The organism is Nonomuraea composti (assembly GCF_012034275.1).
In the GTDB taxonomy this organism is placed as follows: Bacteria; Actinomycetota; Actinomycetes; order Streptosporangiales; family Streptosporangiaceae; genus Nonomuraea; species Nonomuraea composti.
The window spans coordinates 37,106-56,358 of the sequence record NZ_JAATEP010000012.1 but is presented as its reverse complement, the minus strand read 5'-3'; the positions used below and the strand labels follow the sequence as shown (position 1 = coordinate 56,358).

The following is a 19,253-nucleotide window of genomic DNA, read 5'->3' as shown; positions in this document are numbered from 1 at the left end:
CCGTGCTTCTGGCGGTTTTCCGTATGGGCTAGCTTGTGGTGGTGGAAATCATCGAGCTGGACGAGGTGGACCGCGGGCTGCTGCACGCGCTGCAGGTGGACGGGCGGGCCTCGTTCAGCCGCATCGCCGAGGTGCTGGGGGTGTCGGACCAGCGGGTCGCGCGCCGCTACCGGCGGCTGCGCTCCACCGGCATGCTGCGCGTGGTCGGCGTCGTCGACGGGCGCCGCCTCGGCTACGAGTCGTGGGCGATCAGGCTGCGCTGCACGCCGGACGCGGCGGTCGCGATCGCCGAGGCGCTCGGGCGGCGCTCCGACACGTTCTGGGTGCACCTGCTGTCCGGCGGCACCGAGATCTCCTGCGGGACGCTGCAGCGCACCGCCGCCGAACGCGAGTCGCTGCTGCTCGGCAAGCTGGCCAGGACCAACCGCGTGCTCTCGATGACCGCGCACCGGACCCTCTACACGTTCGTCGGCGGGCGCGTCGGCTGGCAGGGGCTCGCCGCGCTCTCACCCGAGCAGGTCGCCCACCTGGAGGAGGGCCGGGTCTACCGCAGGCGGGGCGAGGGCGAGCCGATCGTGCTCGGCCCCGGCGACCAGGCGCTGCTCGACGCGCTGTCCCGCGACGGCCGCACCGCCCACGCCGACCTGGCCGCCGTGACGGGCTGGTCGGAGTCGACCGTACGGCGGCGGATGGACCAGCTCTGCGCGACGGGCGCGCTCTTCTTCGACATGGATGTGCTGCCCGCGCTGCTGAACTACCAGGTGGAGGCGCAGCTGTGGATGTCGGTGCCGCCCGCCGAGATCGACGCCACCGGGCGGGCGCTGGCCGGGCACCACGAGGTCGCCTTCGCGGGCGCGACCACCGGGCCGACCAACCTGACGGCCAGCATCGTCTGCCGCGACGACGAGGCGTTCTACCGCTACGTGACCGACAGCCTGGGCGCGCTGCCCGCGATCCGGCACATCGAGACCGCGCCGATCATCAGGACGATCAAGCGGGCGGGGGCTGTGCTGCCCCTGTGAAGTAGGGCAGGCACTACCGGCGGTTCGGCGGCTCGCAGGCTGGGGCGAGGTCGTCCTGGTTCGTAGCGTTCTGTGACATGAGAACGCCCATGAGGACCCGGTTGCTCGCCCTCGCCTGCGCCGGACTCGTCCTGGCCACCGCGACCGCCCCCGCGGCGCTCGCCGCCGCCGCGCCCGCCCGCGAGAGCGTGACGATCGACAACAGGGGCTCGATCGTCTCGGCCGAGCTGCCGGCGCGCATGACGGCCGAGCAGGTCGCCGCCTACCTCACCAAGGCCGGCTTCCCCGTGCCCGCCCGGCCGCAGGGCGCCGACCTGTACGCCGTCGTCTACCGGACGATCGGCGTGACCGGCACCCCCACCACGGCCAGCGGCGTCGTCGCGCTGCCGGCCAGGTCGCGCAAGGGCCTGTGGACGGTCAGCTACGCCCACGGCACCCTCGCCACCAGGGCCGACGCCGGGTCCGTGGACGACGGCGACGGGCGGGCCATCCCGCTGATGTTCGCCGCCGCCGGCTTCGCCGGGGTCGCGCCCGACTACCTCGGGCTGGGCAAGGGGCCCGGCTTCCACCCGTACATGGACGCCGCCAGCGAGGCCAGTGCCTCCGCCGACCTGCTGCGGGCCGCCGGGGAGCTGGCCGGGCAGCAGGGACGCGCGCTGAGCGGCGACGTGCTCGTCACCGGGTTCTCCCAGGGCGGGCACGCGGCCATGGCGCTGGGCAAGGCGTTGCGGGCGGACGGGGCGTACCGGCTGCGTGGCGCGGCGCCGGTCTCCGGGCCCTACCATGTGCGCTCCGCCGAGATCCCGGCCCTGCTCGACGGCCGGCTCGACCCGCACAGCGCCACCTTCTACCTGGCGTACTGGACGGTGTCGATGAACCGGCTGCACCACTTCTACGACACGCCGGCCGAGGTGTTCCGCGACCCCGCGGTGGAGAAGCTGTTCGACGGGGAGCACAGCTTCGAGGAGATCGCGGCCGGGCTGCCCGCCTCCCCACGCGACCTCGTCACCGCCGCCTACCTGGAGCGGATCGCCAAGCCGTCGGGGGCGGTGCTGCGGGCGATGCGGGTCAACGACACCACGTGCGCGGGCTGGCGGGCCGGGGCGCCGGTGCGGCTGTTCGCGGCGCGCGGCGACAAGGATGTGGCCTACGACAACGCCCGCCACTGCCTGCGGGACCTCAAGGCGAGCGGGGTGAAGGCGTCGCTGAAGGACGTGGGGGACGTCGATCACATGACGTCGGCCAGCCGGTCGATGCCCGAGGTGCTCGACTGGTTCGTCGCCCTGCGGCGAGGGTGACGACGGGATCGCGCGTGCTCACCGAGCCACACCGGGCGTGACCGCCGAGACACGCCGGGCGTGATCGCCGAGGCGTGCCGGGCGTGACCGCCGGGACATGCCGGGCGTGATCGCCGAGGCGCGCCGGGCGTGATAATCGAGGCGTGCGGCTGCCCTCCAGGCGACTATTCCTCCGGCTCGGCGGCGTGACCGCGGCCGGCACGATGGGCGCGCTGGCGCCGGCGGCGGCCGCGCACACGCCCGACGACACGTTCGTGCTGCTGCGCCGCCGCTGGCGTGAGGTGACGGCCGGGCCGGGGCACGACTCCGAGGGGTACCGCGCCCGGCTGGCGGCGCTCGGCCGGGCCGCCGGGCGGTACCGCGCCACGATGGCGCCCGGCCCCTCCTCGCTCTGGCCCGACCAGCCGTTCCCGTCGTTCGTGGCCACCCCCAGGCGGCTGCGGGTCATGGCGCAGGCGTACGCGCTGGGTCTCGGCGACGCGACGCTCACTGAGGCCGTCGCGAGCGGGGTCGAGCACTACCGGCGGCACGTGTACGCCGCCGGCGGCGACGCCCCGGGCAACTGGTGGCACTGGCAGATCGGCGTGCCGAAGGCGCTGCTGGACGCGTCCGTGCTGACCGGCACCGGGAGCAGGGCGCTGGCCGAGGCCGTCGACCACTACGTGCCGGAGCGCCGCCTGCGCCGCTACGAGGGCAACAGCACCGCCGCGAACCGGGTGGACCTGTGCGTGGTGACGCTGCTGCGCGCGATGCTCGACGACGACCACGCCAGGGCGCGGCTGGCCGTCTCGGCGCTGTCGCCGGTGTTCGCGACGGTCTCGGAAGGCGACGGGTTCTACCGTGACGGGTCGTTCATCCAACACTCGTACGTGCCCTACCAGGGCGCCTACGGCGTGACGCTGCTGTCGGGCCTGGCCACCCTGTACGCGGTGCTGCGCGGCTCCCCCTGGGAGCTCGCCGACCAGCGGATCTTCGACACGGTCGAGCGCTCGTTCGCGCCGTTCGTGCACGACGGGGCCTGCATGGACCTCGTACGCGGGCGCAGCGTCGGCCGGCGGCCGTTCGGCGACCACGAGCGCGGCCGGGAGATCGCCGCCGCCGTCCTGCTGCTGGGGGAGAGCGCCCCCGCCGAGGCCCGGGCGCGCTGGCGGGCCATGGTCAAGGGCTGGGCGGAGCGCGGCACGTCCCGGCCGATGCTGGAGCACGCGGCCGAGCCCGCCTTCCACGCCCGCCTGGCGGCGCTCCTCGCGGACGGGGCGGTGCCCGCGGCGGCCGAGCCGGACGGGCACCGGCTGCTGCCGATGAGCGCCAGGGCCGTGCACCGCAGGCCCGGCTGGTGCGCGGCGCTCAGCATGGCCTCGCACCGGATCGGCCACTACGAGCACGGCAACGGCGAGAACCTGCGCGGCTGGCACACCGGCTCCGGGATGCTCTACTGGTGGGCCGGCGGGCACGGCGACCAGTACTCCGACGCGTTCTGGCCGACCGTGGACCCCTACCGGCTGCCGGGCACCACCGTCTCCACCCGGCGGCTGCCCGACGGGGCGGGCGCGGCCTGGGGCGACACGCGCCCGCCGTGGCGGTGGGTCGGCGGGGCCACCGACGGCACGTACGCGGCCGTGGGCCAGCACCTCAGCGGCCTGGAGAGCACGCTGGAGGCGTTCAAGTCGTGGTTCTTCCTCGACGACATGGTCGTCTGCCTGGGCGCGGGGATCACCTGCGCGGACGGCGTGCCCGTCGAGACCGTCGTGGACAACCGCAGGACCGCCGCCCGGCTCGACACCGGGGCCGGCTGGGCCCACCTGGAGGGACACGGCGGGTACGTGCTGCCCGGCGGCCAGCCCGTGCGCACGCTGCGGGAGCGCCGGACCGGGGGCGGGGTGAGCCGCGACTACGTGACGCTCTGGCTGGACCACGGCGTCGATCCGCGCGCGGCCTCCTACGCGTATCTGCTGCTGCCGGGGGCGAGCAAGCAGGACACCCGGGCCCGCGCCGCCGCGCTGACCACGCCGGGGCTTGACGGCGCTCCGGTGCGGGTGCTCGCCAACACGGCCGATCTCCAGGCCGTGCACGTGCCCGCGCTGGGCCTCACCGCCGCCTGCTTCTGGAGCGCCGGGACGGCGGGCGGCCTGACCGCCTCCGCCCCGTGCGCGGCCCTGGTGCGCGAGCGGCCCGACGGCACCGCGACCGTGACCGTCGCCGACCCCCGGTGCGACCTGGACGAGCTGACCCTGACCTGGGCCACGCCCGTGACGGAGCTGCTGGACGGGGACGCCCTCCTGACCGGCGGCCGGCTCACGTTCAAGCGGCCGGGCGACCGGGAGGGCGCCTCGCTGACGGTCACCGTGCGGCTGAGCCAAAGGTGAGGGCCACCACTGGGTTCAGGGGCGTTCGCCCAGCTTGTCGGTGAAGCCCATGCCGGCCACCGCCACTCGTAGCTGGGTCACCCCCTTGTCCACCACGTCGTACTCCAGCAGCTCGGCCGTCCCCGGATCGAAGACGAACCGGAAGTCGACCCCGTCGGCCGTGGACACGGACAGGGCGACCCCCGTACGCCCCAGAGCGTCCTTGACCTCGCCCTTGGACGCGATGCCCGGCTGGTCGGCCAGCACCTGGTAGAGGGCGGAGCGGGTGCCCGGCCGGATGGGCGCGGTCATCAGGTCCACGCCGGTCTGCCACAGGTAGCCGGCCTTGCCGACGTCCGCCGAGTTGGGGCTGCGCCTCCACAGCTCGTCCAGGCGCCGCCTCAGCTCGTCCTTGGAGGTGGGCAACTCGCGGACGTTCTGGAGGGTCAGGCTCGGGTTGTCGATGGACAGGACCCGGGGCGTCGCGTCGTCGCGCGGCCCGGCGCCGGGCTGCACCAGCTCGGGGGAGCCGGCCGCGCGCCAGGCGGCCTCGTCCTCGGGGGAGCCGAACGTGACCTTCACGTCCTGGCCGCGCACGCTGCGGCTGGTCTCGCCCGGTCGCATGGCGCGCCAGCTCTCGGTCGTGTCGGCCGCGTACGCGGTGTAGGGCAGCTCCTGCCTCTTGAGCTCGCCGACCTCCCGCTCGAACTCCTCGCGTGCCGCTTCGAGCCCTTCCTGATCGCCCTTGAGCTCTTTTTCCTTCTTCTCGAAGCGCGCGCTCAGCTCCTTGAGCCTGGCCACGTACTCGCCGGGCGCGACGTGCACCTTCTGCAGCGTCCGCTCGTTGAGATACCAGTACCGGCCGGACTCGGCCGGCTCGCGCTTCGCGGTCGTGGCCGCCGCCAGCAGGAACGAGCGCCCGTCCACCACGGGCGGTGCGACGGGGGAGGCGGACGGCGGCGCCGGGCGCGGGGCCGGGTCGCCGGTGACGACCACGGAGGCGGCGACGGCCGCCAGCCCGGCCGCCAGGGTGGCCGCCGCCAGCACGTACGGGCGGCGCCGCCGCGGGGGCGCGGCCTCGGTGCGCGGGGTGGCGAAGGCCCGGGCCAGGTCGCCGGAGCGGCGCCGGCGGTAACCGTCCTCCGCGAGCTCGTCCAGCCCCTCGGGCTTGAGCCGGGCGAACGTACGGTCAGTCATCGGGGGTCCTCCAAGGGTGTGTTGAGAACGCGGGGCTGCCGGCCGCCGTCCAGGCCCAGCGCCCGGGCCAGTCGCTTGCGGGCGCGGTGCAGCCGCACGTTGTACGTGCGCACCGAGCAGCCCATGACGCCGGCCGCCTGCTCGGGCGGCAGGCCGTACCAGGTGGCGAAGACCATCGCCTCCACGTCCCGCTCGGGCAGGGCGGACAGCGCGGCCAGGGCGGTCTCCCTGTCGACGACGTGCTCGGCCACGTCCCACGCCTCGTGGTCGCGGCTGGTGGTGAGCGCCGTTATGCGGTCGACGAGGGCCTGCCGGCGGTGGCGCGAGTCGCGCTGCTTGGCCAGCAGGTTGCGCGCCACCCCGAGCAGCCAGGGCAGTGGCGGCTCCGGCAGCTCGGCCAGGCGCCGCCACGCCACGAGGAACGTCTCGCTCGACACGTCCTCGGCCACGTCCCGGTCGGCCCGCAGCAGGGCGTAGCCCAGGACGCTGCGGTAGTGCCGGTCGTAGAGGTCGGTGAATCGTTCTTCGGGATCGTCCACACCCAGTAGTCCCTCCGAACGCGCCGAGATTACCGCCCGGCCGGAATCACCGAGCCTGGGCGGCCACCAGTTCCGCGTACTTGCCGCCGTTCGTGATCAGCTCGTCGTGGGTGCCGCGCTGCACCACCCGTCCGCCGTCGATGACCAGGATGACATCGGCGTCCCTGATCGTGCTGAGCCGGTGCGCGATCACGATCCTGGTCTGCGCGAGCGTGCCGAGGTTGGCCTCGATGACGGCCTCGGTGGCGCTGTCCAGGTTGCTGGTGGCCTCGTCGAGCAGCAGGATCTTGGGGCGGGGCAGGACGGCGCGGGCCAGGGCCAGGCGTTGCCGCTGCCCGCCCGACAGGCCGCCGCCGTCGGTCAGCATCGTCTCGTACCCCATGGGCATGGCCGCGATCTCGTCGTGCAGCGCCGCCAGCCGGGCCGCCGCGACCACCCGCGCGAGGGAGGCGCCGGGGTCGTTCAGGGCGATGTTCTCCCTGATCGAGCCGCTGAACAGGGACGGCTCCTGGGTGACCACGCCGAACTGGCGGCGCAGCGTCCGCAGGTTCAGCTCGGCGGCCGGGACGCCGTCGTACCTGATCTCGCCCTCGACCGGGTCGTGCAGCGCGAGCAGCAGCCGGGCCAGCGTGCTCTTGCCCGAGCCGGACGCGCCGACGAGCGCGACCTTCTGGCCGGGGCGGACGGCGAGCGAGACGTCCCGGACCGTCCAGGCGCCGCGCGGGTCGTGGCGGAAGCTCACGCCGCGCAGCTCGACCGCGCCCCGCAGGCGCAGCACCTCGATGCCGTCGCTCGGCTCCGGCTCGGAGGCGAGGATGTCCGACAGGCGGTCGAAGTGCGCCCCGGCCTGCTGGAGGTTCTGCAGGCCCGTCATCAGCGAGCCGAGCGGGGTCAGCGCGCCGAGCGCGATCGCGTTCAACGCGATGAGGGTGCCGAGCGTGAGCTGGCCGTCCAGCACCCGCCAGGCGCCCAGCCACAGCAGGCCGAGCGGCGCCGTCACCCGGATCGCCGACAGCGCCGCCTCCAGCAGGCCCCTGGTCAGCCCGGCCCGCACGTCGGCGTCGAGCTGCCGGGCGAAGTGGCCCGACCACTGCTCGACGGCCCGCCGCTCGGCGCCGGTCGCCTTCAGCGTCTCGATGCCGGTGATCGTCTGGATCAGGCTGCTCTGCGAGGCCGACAGCGCGGTCAGCTCCTGGCGGTTGAGCGCGGCGATCCTGCTCGTGGTGGCCAGCAGCAGCACCGCCTGCAACGCGGCCACGCCGGTCAGCGCCAGCCCGAAGACCGGGTCCCAGAAGTACACGAGCACGAGGTAGCCCACGGCCAGCGGCCCGTCCAGCAGCGCCGCGACGATCTGCCCGGTCAGCAGGTCGCCCAGCGTGGACACGCCGGCCGCCCGCGTCACCAGGTCGCCCTTGGCGCGGCTGGTGAAGTACCGGTACGGCAGCGCCACCAGGTGCCCCACGACGCTCTCGGTGAGCTCCTGGTCGGCCCTGGCCCGCACCGCGACCAGCAGCGCCGCCCGCAGGTACCCGATCACGAACTGCGCCGCCCCCGCCAGCGCGACGGCCACGCCGAGCAGCGGCAGCGCCTGAGCCGCCCGCGCCGGGACGATCGTGTCGACCAGCAGCCCGGAGAAGAGCGGCAGCGCCAGCCCGAGCAGTTGCAGCAGCAGCGACGCCGCCACGATCTGCGCCAGCAGCCCCCTGCGCCGCCGCAGCAGCGTGCGCGCGAACTCCCGCCGCCACGCCCCCGCCATCGACGACGAGCCGCGACGGAACCCCTCGCCCGGCTGGAACACCAGCAGCACGCCGGTGAACCCGGCCCCGAACTCCTGCGACGTCAGCACGCGCCGCCCCTGCCCGGGGTCCACGATGTCCACCCGGTCCGGCGACCAGCGCTCGACGACCACGAAGTGGCCGAACTCCCAGTGCGCGACCGCCGGCAGCGGCACCCGCGCCAGGTCCTCCGGCGCCAGCGAGAAGGCCCGCGCCTGGAGGCCGTGCTCGCGCGCGCCGTCCACGACGGCCTTCGCGCTCAGCCCGTCCCTGCCGATCCGGAGCCGGTCGGCGACCTGGTGCAGGGTGGTGCGGTGGCCGTGGTGGGCCAGCACCATGGTCAGGCAGGCCGCGCCGCACTCGGTGTCGGTGTTCTGCAGCACGACCGGCACCCGCCGCCTCATCGCGGCGCCCCCAGGGCCGGCGCGGTGACCGGCACGCGCCGCCTCATCGCAGCGTTCCCAGAGCCAGCGCGGTCACGCCGGTCCCGGCCGTGACGACGATCGCCGCCGCGATCCACAGGACGAGGAAGGACGGCCCGCCGCCGACCGCCGGCCTGCGCGCGGAGGCCCGCCCCCGCTCCCGCTCGCGCAGCGCCTCCTCCCGGTAGATGAGCCTCATACCGGACGAACGTAGGCAGGAGGGCTTGGAAGCCACTTGTGACCCACAGGCATACGGTGGGCCCATGAGACGAGCATTGGTGCTGGGCGGCGGCGGCGTCGCCGGGATCGCATGGGAGACGGGCGTGCTGGCCGCGCTCGCGGACGAGGGCGTCGACGTCACGGCCGCCGACCGGATCATCGGCACGTCGGCGGGCTCCACGGTGGCCGCCCAGGTCACCAGCGGCCTACCGCTGAAGGAGCTGCTGGCCCGCCAGACCGACCCGGCCCTGCAGACGCCGGAGCTGGTGAGCGGCGTGTCGCTGGCGGAGCTGTGGGTCAAGCTGCAGGCCATCGCCGAGAGCGGGCTCGACCCGGCCGCGCAGCGGCGCGAGATCGGCGCGCTCGCGCTGGCCGCCGCCACCGTTCCCGAGGCCGACCGGCGCGCGGTCATCGAGGCCCGCCTGCCCGTGCACGAGTGGCCGGAGCGTGACCTGGTGATCGTGGCGGTGGAGGCCGTCAGCGGCGAGGTGCGGCTGTTCGAGCGCGGCTCGGGCGTCGCGCTGGTGGACGCCGTGGCGGCGAGCTGCGCCGTCCCCGGGGTGTGGCCGTGCGTGACCATAGACGGCGTGCGATACATGGACGGCGGCGTGCGCACGAGCACCAACGCCGACCTGGCGGCGGGCTTCGACCGGGTGCTCGTGCTCGCCCCCATGGCCGACGTGGGCGAGCCGGCCTGGAAGCGGCTGGACGGCACGGCCGATGGCACGGTCGAGGTGATCGAGCCGGACGAGGCGACGCTGGCCGCGTTCGGCACCGACCCGCTCGCCCCCGAGTCGCGCGCCCCCAGCGCCGAGGCCGGCTACGCCCAGGGCCGCGCGGCGGCGGCCCGGGTGGCCGCGACGTGGCGGTAGTCAGAGGAGGCCGCGCAGCACCTCGGCGAACTTCTCCGGATGCGCCACGAACCCCCCGTGGTCGCCGGGAAACTCGACGGGCGTCACGCCGATCAGCCCGGCCAGCGCCACCGACGTCCGGTACGTCACGAGCTGCCCCGACTCCGCCCCCACCCCGACGACGACCCGCCCGGCCTTCAGCGCCTCGACGTCGGGCACGTAGCGGGTGGTGCCGCGCAGCTCGTGCGCGAAGAACCGCGAGCCGTCGGCCACCATCTGCTCCGACGGGGGCGGCCCGGCCTCCTCACCCTCCTCGAACCCGGCGTTCCCCATGAACTTCGCGAACGCCGCCCACAGCCCGTCGCGGTGGAAGGTCTCGATCATGTCGTCCACCGCGGCGCGCTGCTCGGCCGCGTCCGGCAGCAGCTCGACGCAGGGCGGCTCGTGCGCCACGAGCGTCCGCACCCGGCCCGGGTGCCGGGCGACCAGCGCCAGCCCCGTCACCGCGCCGCCACTGCTGCCGAACACGTCGGCCGAGTCCGCCCCCAGGTCGTCGAGGATGGCGGCGAGGTCGCCGGCCCGCAGCTCGGGCGTGGAGTCCTGCGCCGGGTCGGCCAGCACGCTGCCCGAGATGCCGCGCGGATCGTGCGTGACCACCGTGCGGTCGCCCGCCAGCGCCTCGGCCAGCGGCGCGAACTCCGCCGCCGCCATCGGCGCGCCGGTCAGCACCAGCAGCGGCCCGGAGCCGCGCACCTCGTAACGCAGCCGCACGTCCGGGCGCTCCAGGATGTGGACGGTGGTCGTCATGGCGGGACCTTCCTTCGCTCAGGCATGTCTGTCGCAGGTTCGACCCTGCCCGAGACGAGAACTCATCGCCGGCGCGGAAACTCACCCCTCCAGACCCAGGACCACCCACCTCTCGCCCTGCGCCAGCCCCGCCAGCTCCCTGCCGCACTCCCTGAGCGCCTGCGGCCCCGACAGGATGTGCGCGGCGCCCGCCTGCGCGTCCCTGAACAGGCGCTGGATCAGCCCGTCACGCAGCGCCGTCGTGCCCCCTGACGCGTAGACGAACGCGGCCACCTCCGTGACCGTCGCGGTGATGTGGTTGAGCGCGAGCCGCACCATCGTCTCCTGCCGGACGCTGAGCCGCCCGCCCTCGTCCAGGGTGCGCTCCACCCCGTCCCACGTCTCGCGGATCAGCGCCGAGGCCGCGCGGAACTTCGCCTCGGCCCGCGCGAAGCCCGTGTGGAAGGCGTCGCTGCCGGCGAGCTGGCCCGGCCGCCCGCTGCGCGCGGCCGCGTACCCGGCCAGCTCGTCCAGCAGGCGGCGGCCGATGCCGAGCGCCCAGCCCGAGTGGCAGATGAGCGCCTGGTCGAGCAGGCCGAGCCGGAAGATCGCGCCGCCGCGCAGCGGCTCGTCCAGCGCGAAGGCGTGGGACTGCGACTCCGGCACGAAGACCCCGTCGATGCTGTAGTCGATGCTGCCCGTCGCGCGCAGGCCCAGGACGTCCCAGTTGCCGAGCATCTTGACGTCCTCGATGGGGGTGATGAAGATGCGCACCTCGTCGGTGCCCTCGACGACGGCGGCGCTGTGGGCGTACTGCGCGTGGTACATGCCCGAGGCGAAGCTCCACTGCCCCGTGAGCCGGTGCCCGCCGTTCTCCGGCACGGCCACGCCCGTCCGGGTGCCCTGGCCGGAGATCAGCGGCATCCGGGGGCCCTTGAAGATGCGTTCGACGGCGTCCTCGCCCAGGTAGGCGCCGGCCGTGCCGTTCTCGAGGCAGGTGGCCATGACGACCCAGCCCGTGGACGGGTCCGCGTACGTCAGCGTCTCGAAGACGGCGAGCAGCTCCGCCGGGGACAGCTCGGCGCCCCCGAGCGGCGCCGGCACCCAGCTGCCGAACAGGCCCGCGTCGTGCAGGGCGTCAACGACGGGCGCGGTCAGCTTCCCGTCCGCCTCGGCCCGCTCCGCCTCGCGCTCGATCAGCGGGCGCAGGTCGCGGGCCCGCTCCAGCAGCGTCGTGCCTGCTCTGTGCAGTCGTGGCGTGTCGCTCATGTCCAGGTGCTCCTGTTCGTGATCGTGGCCCTCTTTCTCCGTCAGATCACGTTCGCGGCGCCTTGTCCAGAGCCGGCCGCCGGCAGCGCTCTGACCAGGTGTCATGCGGATGGCCATGGGGCATGAGGCAGGCGGGAGCAACTCGGGGGGTGTGGTGGGAGGGGAGCCTGCGGGCGGCGTGTTCGGCGGTGAGCTCGGCGGCCTGGGCGCCGAGAACCTGCAGCGGCTGCAGGAGAGCCTCGGGCAGATCCGCCACCTGCACGACCGGATGCGGCGCCTGCTGGAAGCCGTCCTCGCGATCAGCTCCGAGCTGGAGCTGAACGCGGCGCTGCGCACCATCGTGGAGGTGTCGGCCGACCTGGTGGACGCCCGCTACGGCGCGCTCGGCGTGCTGAACGAGGAAGGCGAGTTCGCCGACCTGTTCACCTGCGGCGTCACACAGGAGGTGTACGACGCCATCGGCCGCATGCCGACCACCCACGGCCTGCTGGGGGAGCTGGTCGCCTGCCCCCGCCCGATGCGCGTGGACGACGTGCGCGCCCACCCCCACTTCCGCGAGTTCCCCCCGGGCCATCCGGTGATGCGGACCCTCCTGGGCACACCGCTCCTGGTGCGCGGCACCGTCTACGGCAACATGTACTTCGCCGACAAGCGTTCGGGCGGGCCGTTCACCGACGACGACGAGCGCATCATCGCGGCGCTCGCCAGCGCGGCCAGCGTCGCCATCGAGAACGCCCGCCTGTACCAGCGGATCCGCCGCAGCACCGAGGACTTCCAGCGCAGCCTGCTCCCCGACCTGCCCGACCTCGGCGTCCTGCACGCCTGCGCCCGCTACCGCCCCTCCAGCTCCCTGCCGGAGATCGGCGGCGACTGGTACGACGCGATCGTCCTGCCCGACGGCGTGCCCTGCCTCATGGTCGGCGACGTGATGGGCCACGACCTCAAGTCGGCCACCGTCATGAGCCGCATCAGCAACATGCTCCGGGTGATCGCCTACGAGCACTGCGAGCCGCCCTCCCACATCCTGCGGCGGCTCGACGAGGTGCTGCACGGCCTGCACGGCGGCCCCATGGCCACCGTCCTGCTGGCCCGCCTGGAGCGGCCCGCCGGCTCCGGCTGGCGGCTGCGCTGGAGCAGCGCCGGCCACCCGCCCGCGCTCCTGATCCCCGCCGACGGCCCCGTCCGCTACCTGAGCGCCGACAGCGGCCACCCCCTGGGCGTCCTGCCCGACCTGCCCCGCCCCGACCACGACGACCCCATCCCCGCCGGATCGACCCTGATCATGTACACGGACGGCCTGGTCGAGGACCCCGCGCACAGCATCGACGACGGCCTCGACAGCCTGGCCCGCCGCGCCGCCGAGCATCGACACCTGCCGCTGGAGAAGCTGTGCGAGCGCCTCCTGGCCCACCGCGGCGACCACTTCACCGACGACGTCGCCCTGCTCGCCCTCCGCCTGGCCCCCGACGACCGCCCGATGCTGTCACCGTCCCCTCCCTGGACCTCCGCCTGATCAGATGCCCAGGTCGAGCCGGGCGAGCTCGGCCCTGGAGGCGACGCCGAGCTTGGGGAACGCCTTGTGCAGGTGGTAGCCCACGGTGCGCGGGCTCAGGAAGAGCCGCGCGCCGATGTCGCGGTTCGTGCCGCCCTGCGCGGCCAGCCGGACGATCTGGAGCTCCTGCGCGGTCAGCAGGCTCGCCGCGCCCGCCGCCCGTCCCATGGAGCTCGCCTCTCCGGTGGCGCGCAGCTCGGCGCGGGCCCGCTCCGCCCACGGGAGCGCTCCGGCACGGTCGAACGTGTCGAGCGCCTGCCGGAGCTGGACCCTGGCCTCCGCCTTGCGCCGGCTCCTGCGCAGCCACTCACCGAACAGCAGCCGGGTGCGGCCCTCCTCGAACGGCCGGCCACCGTTGAGATGCAGGCTGACGGCCTCGGTGTAGCGGGCCTCCGTCTCCTCGTCGGACCCGGCGATCAGCGCCTTGCAGCGCAGGGCGACCGCACGCGCCCAGGGCTGCCCGGTGGCCGTGGCCCACTCCTCGAACCTGGCCAGCGGCGCCTCGGCCCGCTCCGCCCGCTCGCACCGGACGGCCGCCTCCACCAGGTCCGGCACGGTCAGCGTGGTGGTGAGCTGGTGGCGGGTGGCACCGGCGAGGCCGGCCGTCAGCTCCTCCAGCGCCGCCTCCATCCGCCCCTGCCCCATGGCCAGCAGGCCCCGCGCCCAGAGCGTCCAGGCCAGGCTCGACACGTTGTCGTGCCCGGTGGCGTGGGCGTGCACGCGGTCGACGAGCTCCGTACAGGCACGCTCGTCGCCGCGGACGGCGGCCAGCCAGGCGAGCACGCCCTGCAGATGGTCGAGGCGGTGGTGCTGACCGATGTCGCCGGCGATCCGGACGGCCTCGTCGGCGCTGGCGCGGGCGTCCTGGAAGCGGCCGAGGTAGAGCTGGGTGCTGGCCAGGTTCTGCAGCGCGTGCGGCAGCCAGCCGATGAGGCCCTGCGCGCGGCAGTGGTCGGTCAGGCGGGTGGCCAGGTCGAAGCCGATCTCGTCGTCGCCCACCATGAAGGCCATCGACGCCATGATGAGCTGCTGCCCCGGGCCGCCGGGCTCGGCGTGCCGGGCGCCGGCGAGCGCGGCGTGGATGGGCACCAGACCCCGGGCGGGATCGCCCGCCAGCAGGTCGGCCAGGCCGGTCAGCGCGGAGACGGCAGACTGGAGGTGGTGCCCCGGCGGCAGGCCGAGCGCGTGCAGGCGGTCGACGGCCTGCCTGGCCAGCTCGGGCGCGCCGGCGAACCACGCGTCGCGGACGGCTTCGAGCAGCATCGACGCGGTCCGGTCCGGGTCCTCGTCCGCGATGGGGCCGGCGGCGGCCATGAGGATGCCGTGCGCGACCCTCGGCGAGCCCTGCTCGAACTCGATGGCCGCCCGCACCCCGGCGATCCTGGCCCGCTCCCGCCGGTCCTCGGTGAGCACCGCGGCGCGGTCGGCCAGGGCGCGGGACTGCAGGAGCTGGCCGGCGTCCATCGCCGCCTCGGCCGCGCTGACCAGCCGTCTCACCTGGTCACGCGGCTCGGGGGTGAGCTGGGCCGCCCGCTGGTAGGCCGCCGTGGTGGCGGCGTGCCCGCTTCTGCGCCGGGCGCGTTCGGCTGCCTGCTCCAGCTCGGCGGCGACGGATTCGTCCGGTTCGGTGCAGGCGGCGGCGCGGTGCCAGGCACGGGCATCGGCGTGCCGACCGTCGCTGTTCGCAGCGTCGGCGAGAACGGTGGCCAGCGCCCGGTGCGCCGCCAGCCGTCGGGTGAACGGCGCTCCCTGGTAGGCGGCCGCCCTGATGAGCGGGTGGCGGAAGACGAGCTCCCCGCCGACGACGTGGACGAGGCCGCCGCGTTCGCCCGGCTCGACGGCCTCGGCGCCGGCGCCGAGCCGCTGCGCCGCCGCCAGGATCACCGCGAGATCGCCCGTGCTCTCCGCGGCGGCCACCAGCAGCAGCGTCCTGGCCGCCTCCGGCAGCCCGTGGATCTGCGCCTGGAACGCCTCCTGCATCCGGCCGGTCAGCGGGAGCGGCCCCAGATGGTGGGCCAGCGGGGTGACCTGGCCGGCCCGCTGCTCGGGCGTGAGCGCCGCGGGCAGCTCGATGAGCGCGAGCGGGTTGCCCTCGCTCTCGGCCAGCACGCGGTCCCTGACGTGCGGGGCCAACGGGCCGGCGGTCTCGCCCAGCAGCCTGGCCGCGTCCTGGGGGCCGAGGCCGCCGAGCCGGAGCTCGGGCAGGCCCGCCGGGCGGAAGCCGTGGCTGCCGTCCCGTACCGCGAGGATCAGCACGATCCCCTCCGCCTCCAGCCGCCGCGCGGCGAACAGCAGCGCGTCGGCCGAGGAGCGGTCCAGCCACTGCGCGTCGTCCACCAGGCACAGCAGCGGCCCGTCGCCGGCGAGCTCGGCCAGCAGGGTCAGGGCGCCGAGCCCGACGAGGAACCGGTCGGCCGCGGTCGCGGGGGCCAGCCCGAACGCGCCCGCGAGCGCGCCGGCCTGCGGGGCCGGCAGCCGGTCGAGGCGGTCGAGCCCGGTACGCAGCAGCAGGTGCAGCGCCGCGAACACCAGCTCCGTCTCGCTCTCGATGCCCACTCCGCGCAACGTGCGCACCCCCATGGCGGCGGCCTGCCGCTCCGCGTGCTCCAGCAGCGCGGACTTGCCGATGCCCGCCGGGCCGCGCAGCACCAGGGCGCCGCTGCGGCCGTCGACGGCCTGAGCCAGCAGGCGGTCGATCCGCTCGGTCTCGGCCCCACGCCCGTACAGCACGGGACGATCCTATTGAGACCGTGACGTATGCCCGCGGCGGGATGACCGGTCACGTGACAGATTCCGGGCCGGAGGCGGCTCCGTAGCGTCGCCGGCATGGATCTTCCAAGCTATTCCCTGGCCGAACGGGACCGGCGCTGGGATCTGGCCAGGCGGCTCATGGACGCCGAGGGCGTCGACGCGCTCGTGGTCCACGGCGGGGCCGGATGGGCGCCGGACGCGTACCTCACCAACGACCGCCCCGGCGCGATCGTCGTCTTCCCCCGCGCCGGCGAGCCCGTCATGCTGGTCGGCTCGCCCGCGCACGTCGGCGACCACCTCCTCGCCGGCGCGCGCGGCGACGCGCAGTGGATCAGGCCGGAGAACGTGCTGGTCGCCAAGCACGCCCACGGCGTGGCCGAGACGCTGCGCGCGCACGGGCTCAGCAGGTCGCCGGTCGGGGTGCTCGGGCTGGAGCCCTGCCCGCCGTCCCACGCCGACCCGCTCATGCCGTACGCGCTGTGGTCCTCGGTGCTGCAGCAGCTGCCCCAGCTCACGGCCCGGCCGGTCGAGCGGGCCTTCGTCACCCGTGCGCTGCCCCAGTCGGGCGAGGAGCTGGCGTGCGTCCGCCGCGCCGCCGCGGTGGGGGAGTCGATGGCGCGGGCGATGCTGGAGGCGGTGCGGCCGGGCGTCAGCGAGGCGGCGCTGTACGCGGCCGCCGTCGCCGAGTGCCTGCGCCAGGGCGCCGTGCCGGGGGACGTGTCGATCGTGTCCGGACGGGAGCCCGTCTCGTGCGGGCCGCCCGCCTGGTCGTACCGGCCGCAGCCGCCCCGCCTGGTCGAGGACGGCGACCTGGTCCTCGCCGAGCTCTCCGTCCGGTACGGCCTGCGCGAGGCCCGGCAACGCCTGACCATCGCGGTCGGCGACGTCCACCCCGGGACGGAGTCGCCGGCGAAGACGGCGCGGGCCTCCTATGAGGCGGGGCTGGCGACGCTGCGCCCCGGCCGCCTGTTCGGCGAGGTCGTGACCGCGATGCGGGAGGCGGGCGGCCGGGACCCGCACTCGCTTGCGGGCGGCCGGCACCCGCACTCGCTCGCCGACGGTCGGCACCCGCACCCTCTCGTCCACAGCCTCAACCCGAGCGGCGTGACCGGCGGCTCCGGCGCCCGCCTCGGCGACCTGCCGCGCAGCGCCCGCTACGGCCTGCTCGCCGAGCAGCCCACCATCGGCTCCGACCTGCCGCTCGCCCCCGGCATGACGTTCGCCCTCACCCCCACCTGCGCCTCCGGCGGCCACCTGGCCGGACTCGGCGGCACCGTCGTGGTCGGCGACGACGCGCCCATTGAGCTCAACACCATCACCACCCACCTCATGAGGAGCACGCGATGACCCGCCACCGTCCCACCGTCGCCGCCGGCGTCCTGGCCGCCGCCCTGATCGTGCTGTTCGCCTACCTGTCGCCAGGGCTGGCGCTGTGGCTGACCTTCATCCCCGCCATGGTCATCGCCTACGCCTGCCACCTCGCCACCACGAACCGCAGGCTCCCCGACCCCGCCCGGGTGCTGCCCGTCTACCTCGTCGGCCTGGCCTGGCAGTTCCTGCACTTCGGCGAGGAGTTCATGAACGGCTTCAACCGCCGCTGGCCCACCGAGGTCTTCGGTGCGCAGGCGATGACCCTCGACCTGTTCGTCTGGATCAACATGATCAGCTACGCGGCCTTCGCCATGGGCGCCCTCGCCATCTACCGCGGCTGGCGGGTGCCGCTGCTCATCGCCTGGTTCTTCGCGATCATGGGCGCGATGGGCAACGCGATCGGCCACCCCGTCTACGACCTCGTCTCCGGCGACCTCGCCTTCCCCGGCATCGTCACCTCCCTCGGCTACTGGATCATCGGCCCGGTCCTCGTCCACAGGTTGTGGACCGCCGCACTCCCTCCACTGCCCGCCGCCCCCCGCCCCGTGCCCGTGTCCGCCTGACCACTCTGTAAGGAAACGACGATGCCCCTCCCCGAACGCGAGATCGCCGAACGCCCCCACGGCTACGGCGGCCCCAACCTGTCACCCGTAGGACTGGAACTGCTGCCCCACGAGCTCACCCCCGGCGTGTGGGCCCTCATGGCCAACCTGGCGCCCAAGGACAACAACGGCGTGGTCACGGGCCGCGCCGCCACGCTCGTGATCGACGCCGGCATCACCCCGGACGTCTCCGCCCGGATCCGGACGGCCGCCGCCGCCCTCACCGACCGGCCGCTGCGCTACCTGGTCAACACGACGTACCACGGCGACCACACCTTCGGGAACGCCGCCTTCCCCGACGACGTCGTGATCGTCTCCTCCACCGTCAACAAGGCGAACATGGCCGACCTGGCCTACGAGAAGCAGACCCGCTCGGCCAACATGTACGGCGACGCCGCCCTGCTCGACCAGGTGACGGAATGGCGCAAGCCCGACCTCACCTTCACCTCCTACGCCGAGATCGACCTGGGCGGACGCACCGTCGAGCTGCACCACTTTGGCCCCGGCAACGGCCCCGGCGACACGATCGTCCACGTCCCCGACGCGCGCACCGCCTGGACCGGCAACTTCCTCTGCCACGCCGGCATCGCCCCCATGCTCCTCCAGGGCGGCCCCTCCCCCTACGTGACCTCGCTGCGCAAGATGCGCGAGACGCTGCCCCACCTGGAGACCATCGTCCCCGGCCACGGCCCCATGGGCAGCGGCCCCGCCGCCGTGGCCGACCTCATCACCTACCTCGAACGGCTCGACGACGAGGTACGGCAGAGCGTCCAGGCGGGCCGCACCCTGGAGGAGACGTACGCGTCGTGCACCGACCCCTGGGCCGGCCACCTGGACCCGTCCCTGTCGGCCGCCCTCCCTGAGGCCGCCCGGCACGCCATGCTGGCCCTCTGCCGCGACCTGCACAGGCTCAACGTCCTCGCCACGTACCGCCTCTACCGGCACCCTTAGCCATTGGCGGCACAAACAAAAGAGCCCGCCCCGCAGGGCGAGCTCTTCTCGCGTGATCCTTGTGTCCGAGGGGGGACTTGAACTCCCAGGATCATGGGGGCACTGGGGTACATGCGCGGGCATCCGCACTCATCTTGAGCTGCCCGTACGCCGTTATCTGATCTCCCCGGGGGCATCCGGGAACATCCGGGAACACGCGCGGCGGTATCAGCCGAAGTATCACGCATGGGATCGGACGCGGGCACCTCCAGACGCAGGTTGCACCCGCCAAGCCGCGACGAGAGCAAGTGACAAGACGCCTCA

General features: G+C 74.4%; 15 protein-coding genes. 8 read left to right on the top strand and 7 right to left on the bottom strand.

Annotated elements, in window-relative coordinates; translation table 11 throughout:
• Positions 1–41 precede the first annotated feature (41 nt).
• From HCN51_RS18625 to HCN51_RS18615, 3 genes are all read left to right on the top strand, one after another.
• Positions 42–1,022, top strand: coding sequence for an AsnC family transcriptional regulator (locus HCN51_RS18625; RefSeq protein ID WP_206067183.1), 981 nt, complete (start codon positions 42–44; stop codon positions 1,020–1,022).
• A gap of 77 nt (positions 1,023–1,099) precedes the next feature.
• Complete coding sequence (locus HCN51_RS61395) at positions 1,100–2,320, top strand: hypothetical protein (RefSeq protein ID WP_168010833.1); 1,221 nt, start codon at positions 1,100–1,102, stop codon at positions 2,318–2,320.
• 143 nt (positions 2,321–2,463) lie between these two features.
• Positions 2,464–4,686 (top strand): polysaccharide lyase 8 family protein, encoded by a 2,223-nt coding sequence (locus tag HCN51_RS18615; RefSeq protein WP_346433703.1) that lies wholly within the window; start codon positions 2,464–2,466, stop codon positions 4,684–4,686.
• 15 nt (positions 4,687–4,701) lie between these two features.
• On the opposite strand, the gene HCN51_RS18610 is transcribed toward HCN51_RS18615, so the two are convergent.
• From HCN51_RS18610 to HCN51_RS18595, 4 genes are read right to left on the bottom strand one after another with little or no spacing between them, the layout of a single operon-like run.
• The gene (locus tag HCN51_RS18610; protein ID WP_168010832.1) at positions 4,702–5,862 is read right to left on the bottom strand and encodes a CU044_5270 family protein; all 1,161 of its coding nucleotides are present in this window, start codon (positions 5,860–5,862) and stop codon (positions 4,702–4,704) included.
• Positions 5,859–6,401 (bottom strand): sigma-70 family RNA polymerase sigma factor, encoded by a 543-nt coding sequence (locus HCN51_RS18605; protein WP_168010831.1) that lies wholly within the window; start codon positions 6,399–6,401, stop codon positions 5,859–5,861. The genes HCN51_RS18610 and HCN51_RS18605 overlap by 4 nt, the downstream gene beginning before the upstream one ends.
• A 46-nt stretch (positions 6,402–6,447) precedes the next feature.
• Positions 6,448–8,568 (bottom strand): peptidase domain-containing ABC transporter, encoded by a 2,121-nt coding sequence (locus HCN51_RS18600; RefSeq protein ID WP_346433702.1) that lies wholly within the window; start codon positions 8,566–8,568, stop codon positions 6,448–6,450.
• A 55-nt stretch (positions 8,569–8,623) separates the two neighbouring features.
• Positions 8,624–8,797 (bottom strand): hypothetical protein, encoded by a 174-nt coding sequence (locus HCN51_RS18595; protein WP_168010829.1) that lies wholly within the window; start codon positions 8,795–8,797, stop codon positions 8,624–8,626.
• Positions 8,798–8,861: 64 nt separating this feature from the next.
• On the opposite strand from HCN51_RS18595, the gene HCN51_RS18590 reads away from it, so the two are divergent.
• The gene (locus HCN51_RS18590; RefSeq protein WP_168010828.1) at positions 8,862–9,689 is read left to right on the top strand and encodes a patatin-like phospholipase family protein; all 828 of its coding nucleotides are present in this window, start codon (positions 8,862–8,864) and stop codon (positions 9,687–9,689) included.
• On the opposite strand, the gene HCN51_RS18585 is transcribed toward HCN51_RS18590, so the two are convergent.
• Positions 9,690–10,475: an alpha/beta fold hydrolase gene (locus HCN51_RS18585; protein WP_168010827.1), complete on the bottom strand. Its 786-nt coding sequence runs from the start codon at positions 10,473–10,475 to the stop codon at positions 9,690–9,692.
• An 81-nt stretch (positions 10,476–10,556) separates the two neighbouring features.
• The gene (locus HCN51_RS18580) at positions 10,557–11,723 is read right to left on the bottom strand and encodes an acyl-CoA dehydrogenase family protein (RefSeq protein WP_168010826.1); all 1,167 of its coding nucleotides are present in this window, start codon (positions 11,721–11,723) and stop codon (positions 10,557–10,559) included.
• Between the two features lie 154 nt (positions 11,724–11,877).
• Between HCN51_RS18580 and HCN51_RS18575 the strand changes: the two genes are divergently transcribed.
• Positions 11,878–13,236, top strand: coding sequence for a SpoIIE family protein phosphatase (locus HCN51_RS18575; RefSeq protein ID WP_206067182.1), 1,359 nt, complete (start codon positions 11,878–11,880; stop codon positions 13,234–13,236).
• Here the strand turns inward: HCN51_RS18575 and HCN51_RS18570 are convergent, their stop codons facing one another.
• The gene (locus HCN51_RS18570; protein WP_168010824.1) at positions 13,237–16,005 is read right to left on the bottom strand and encodes an AAA family ATPase; all 2,769 of its coding nucleotides are present in this window, start codon (positions 16,003–16,005) and stop codon (positions 13,237–13,239) included.
• A 96-nt stretch (positions 16,006–16,101) separates the two neighbouring features.
• On the opposite strand from HCN51_RS18570, the gene HCN51_RS18565 reads away from it, so the two are divergent.
• Genes HCN51_RS18565 through HCN51_RS18555 form a run of 3 tightly spaced genes read left to right on the top strand, consistent with a single transcriptional unit; the run spans position 16,102 to position 18,950 of the window.
• Positions 16,102–17,373: a M24 family metallopeptidase gene (locus tag HCN51_RS18565; protein WP_168010823.1), complete on the top strand. Its 1,272-nt coding sequence runs from the start codon at positions 16,102–16,104 to the stop codon at positions 17,371–17,373.
• A complete protein-coding gene (locus tag HCN51_RS18560) occupies positions 17,370–17,960 on the top strand; it encodes an HXXEE domain-containing protein (RefSeq protein ID WP_168010822.1) in 591 nt (196 codons plus the stop codon). The genes HCN51_RS18565 and HCN51_RS18560 overlap by 4 nt, the downstream gene beginning before the upstream one ends.
• Before the next feature lie 21 nt (positions 17,961–17,981).
• Entirely contained in the window at positions 17,982–18,950 is a 969-nt protein-coding gene (locus HCN51_RS18555) for an MBL fold metallo-hydrolase (RefSeq protein ID WP_168010821.1), read from the top strand.
• Positions 18,951–19,253 lie beyond the last annotated feature (303 nt).

Coding starts and splice junctions, on each gene's coding strand:
- HCN51_RS61395 (WP_168010833.1), top strand. CDS start 1,100: ATGAGAACGCCCATGAGGACCCGGTTGCTCGCCCTCGCCTGCGCCGGA.
- HCN51_RS18610 (WP_168010832.1), bottom strand. CDS start 5,862: ATGACTGACCGTACGTTCGCCCGGCTCAAGCCCGAGGGGCTGGACGAG.
- HCN51_RS18595 (WP_168010829.1), bottom strand. CDS start 8,797: ATGAGGCTCATCTACCGGGAGGAGGCGCTGCGCGAGCGGGAGCGGGGG.
- HCN51_RS18590 (WP_168010828.1), top strand. CDS start 8,862: ATGAGACGAGCATTGGTGCTGGGCGGCGGCGGCGTCGCCGGGATCGCA.
- HCN51_RS18585 (WP_168010827.1), bottom strand. CDS start 10,475: ATGACGACCACCGTCCACATCCTGGAGCGCCCGGACGTGCGGCTGCGT.
- HCN51_RS18580 (WP_168010826.1), bottom strand. CDS start 11,723: ATGAGCGACACGCCACGACTGCACAGAGCAGGCACGACGCTGCTGGAG.
- HCN51_RS18565 (WP_168010823.1), top strand. CDS start 16,102: ATGGATCTTCCAAGCTATTCCCTGGCCGAACGGGACCGGCGCTGGGAT.
- HCN51_RS18560 (WP_168010822.1), top strand. CDS start 17,370: ATGACCCGCCACCGTCCCACCGTCGCCGCCGGCGTCCTGGCCGCCGCC.
- HCN51_RS18555 (WP_168010821.1), top strand. CDS start 17,982: ATGCCCCTCCCCGAACGCGAGATCGCCGAACGCCCCCACGGCTACGGC.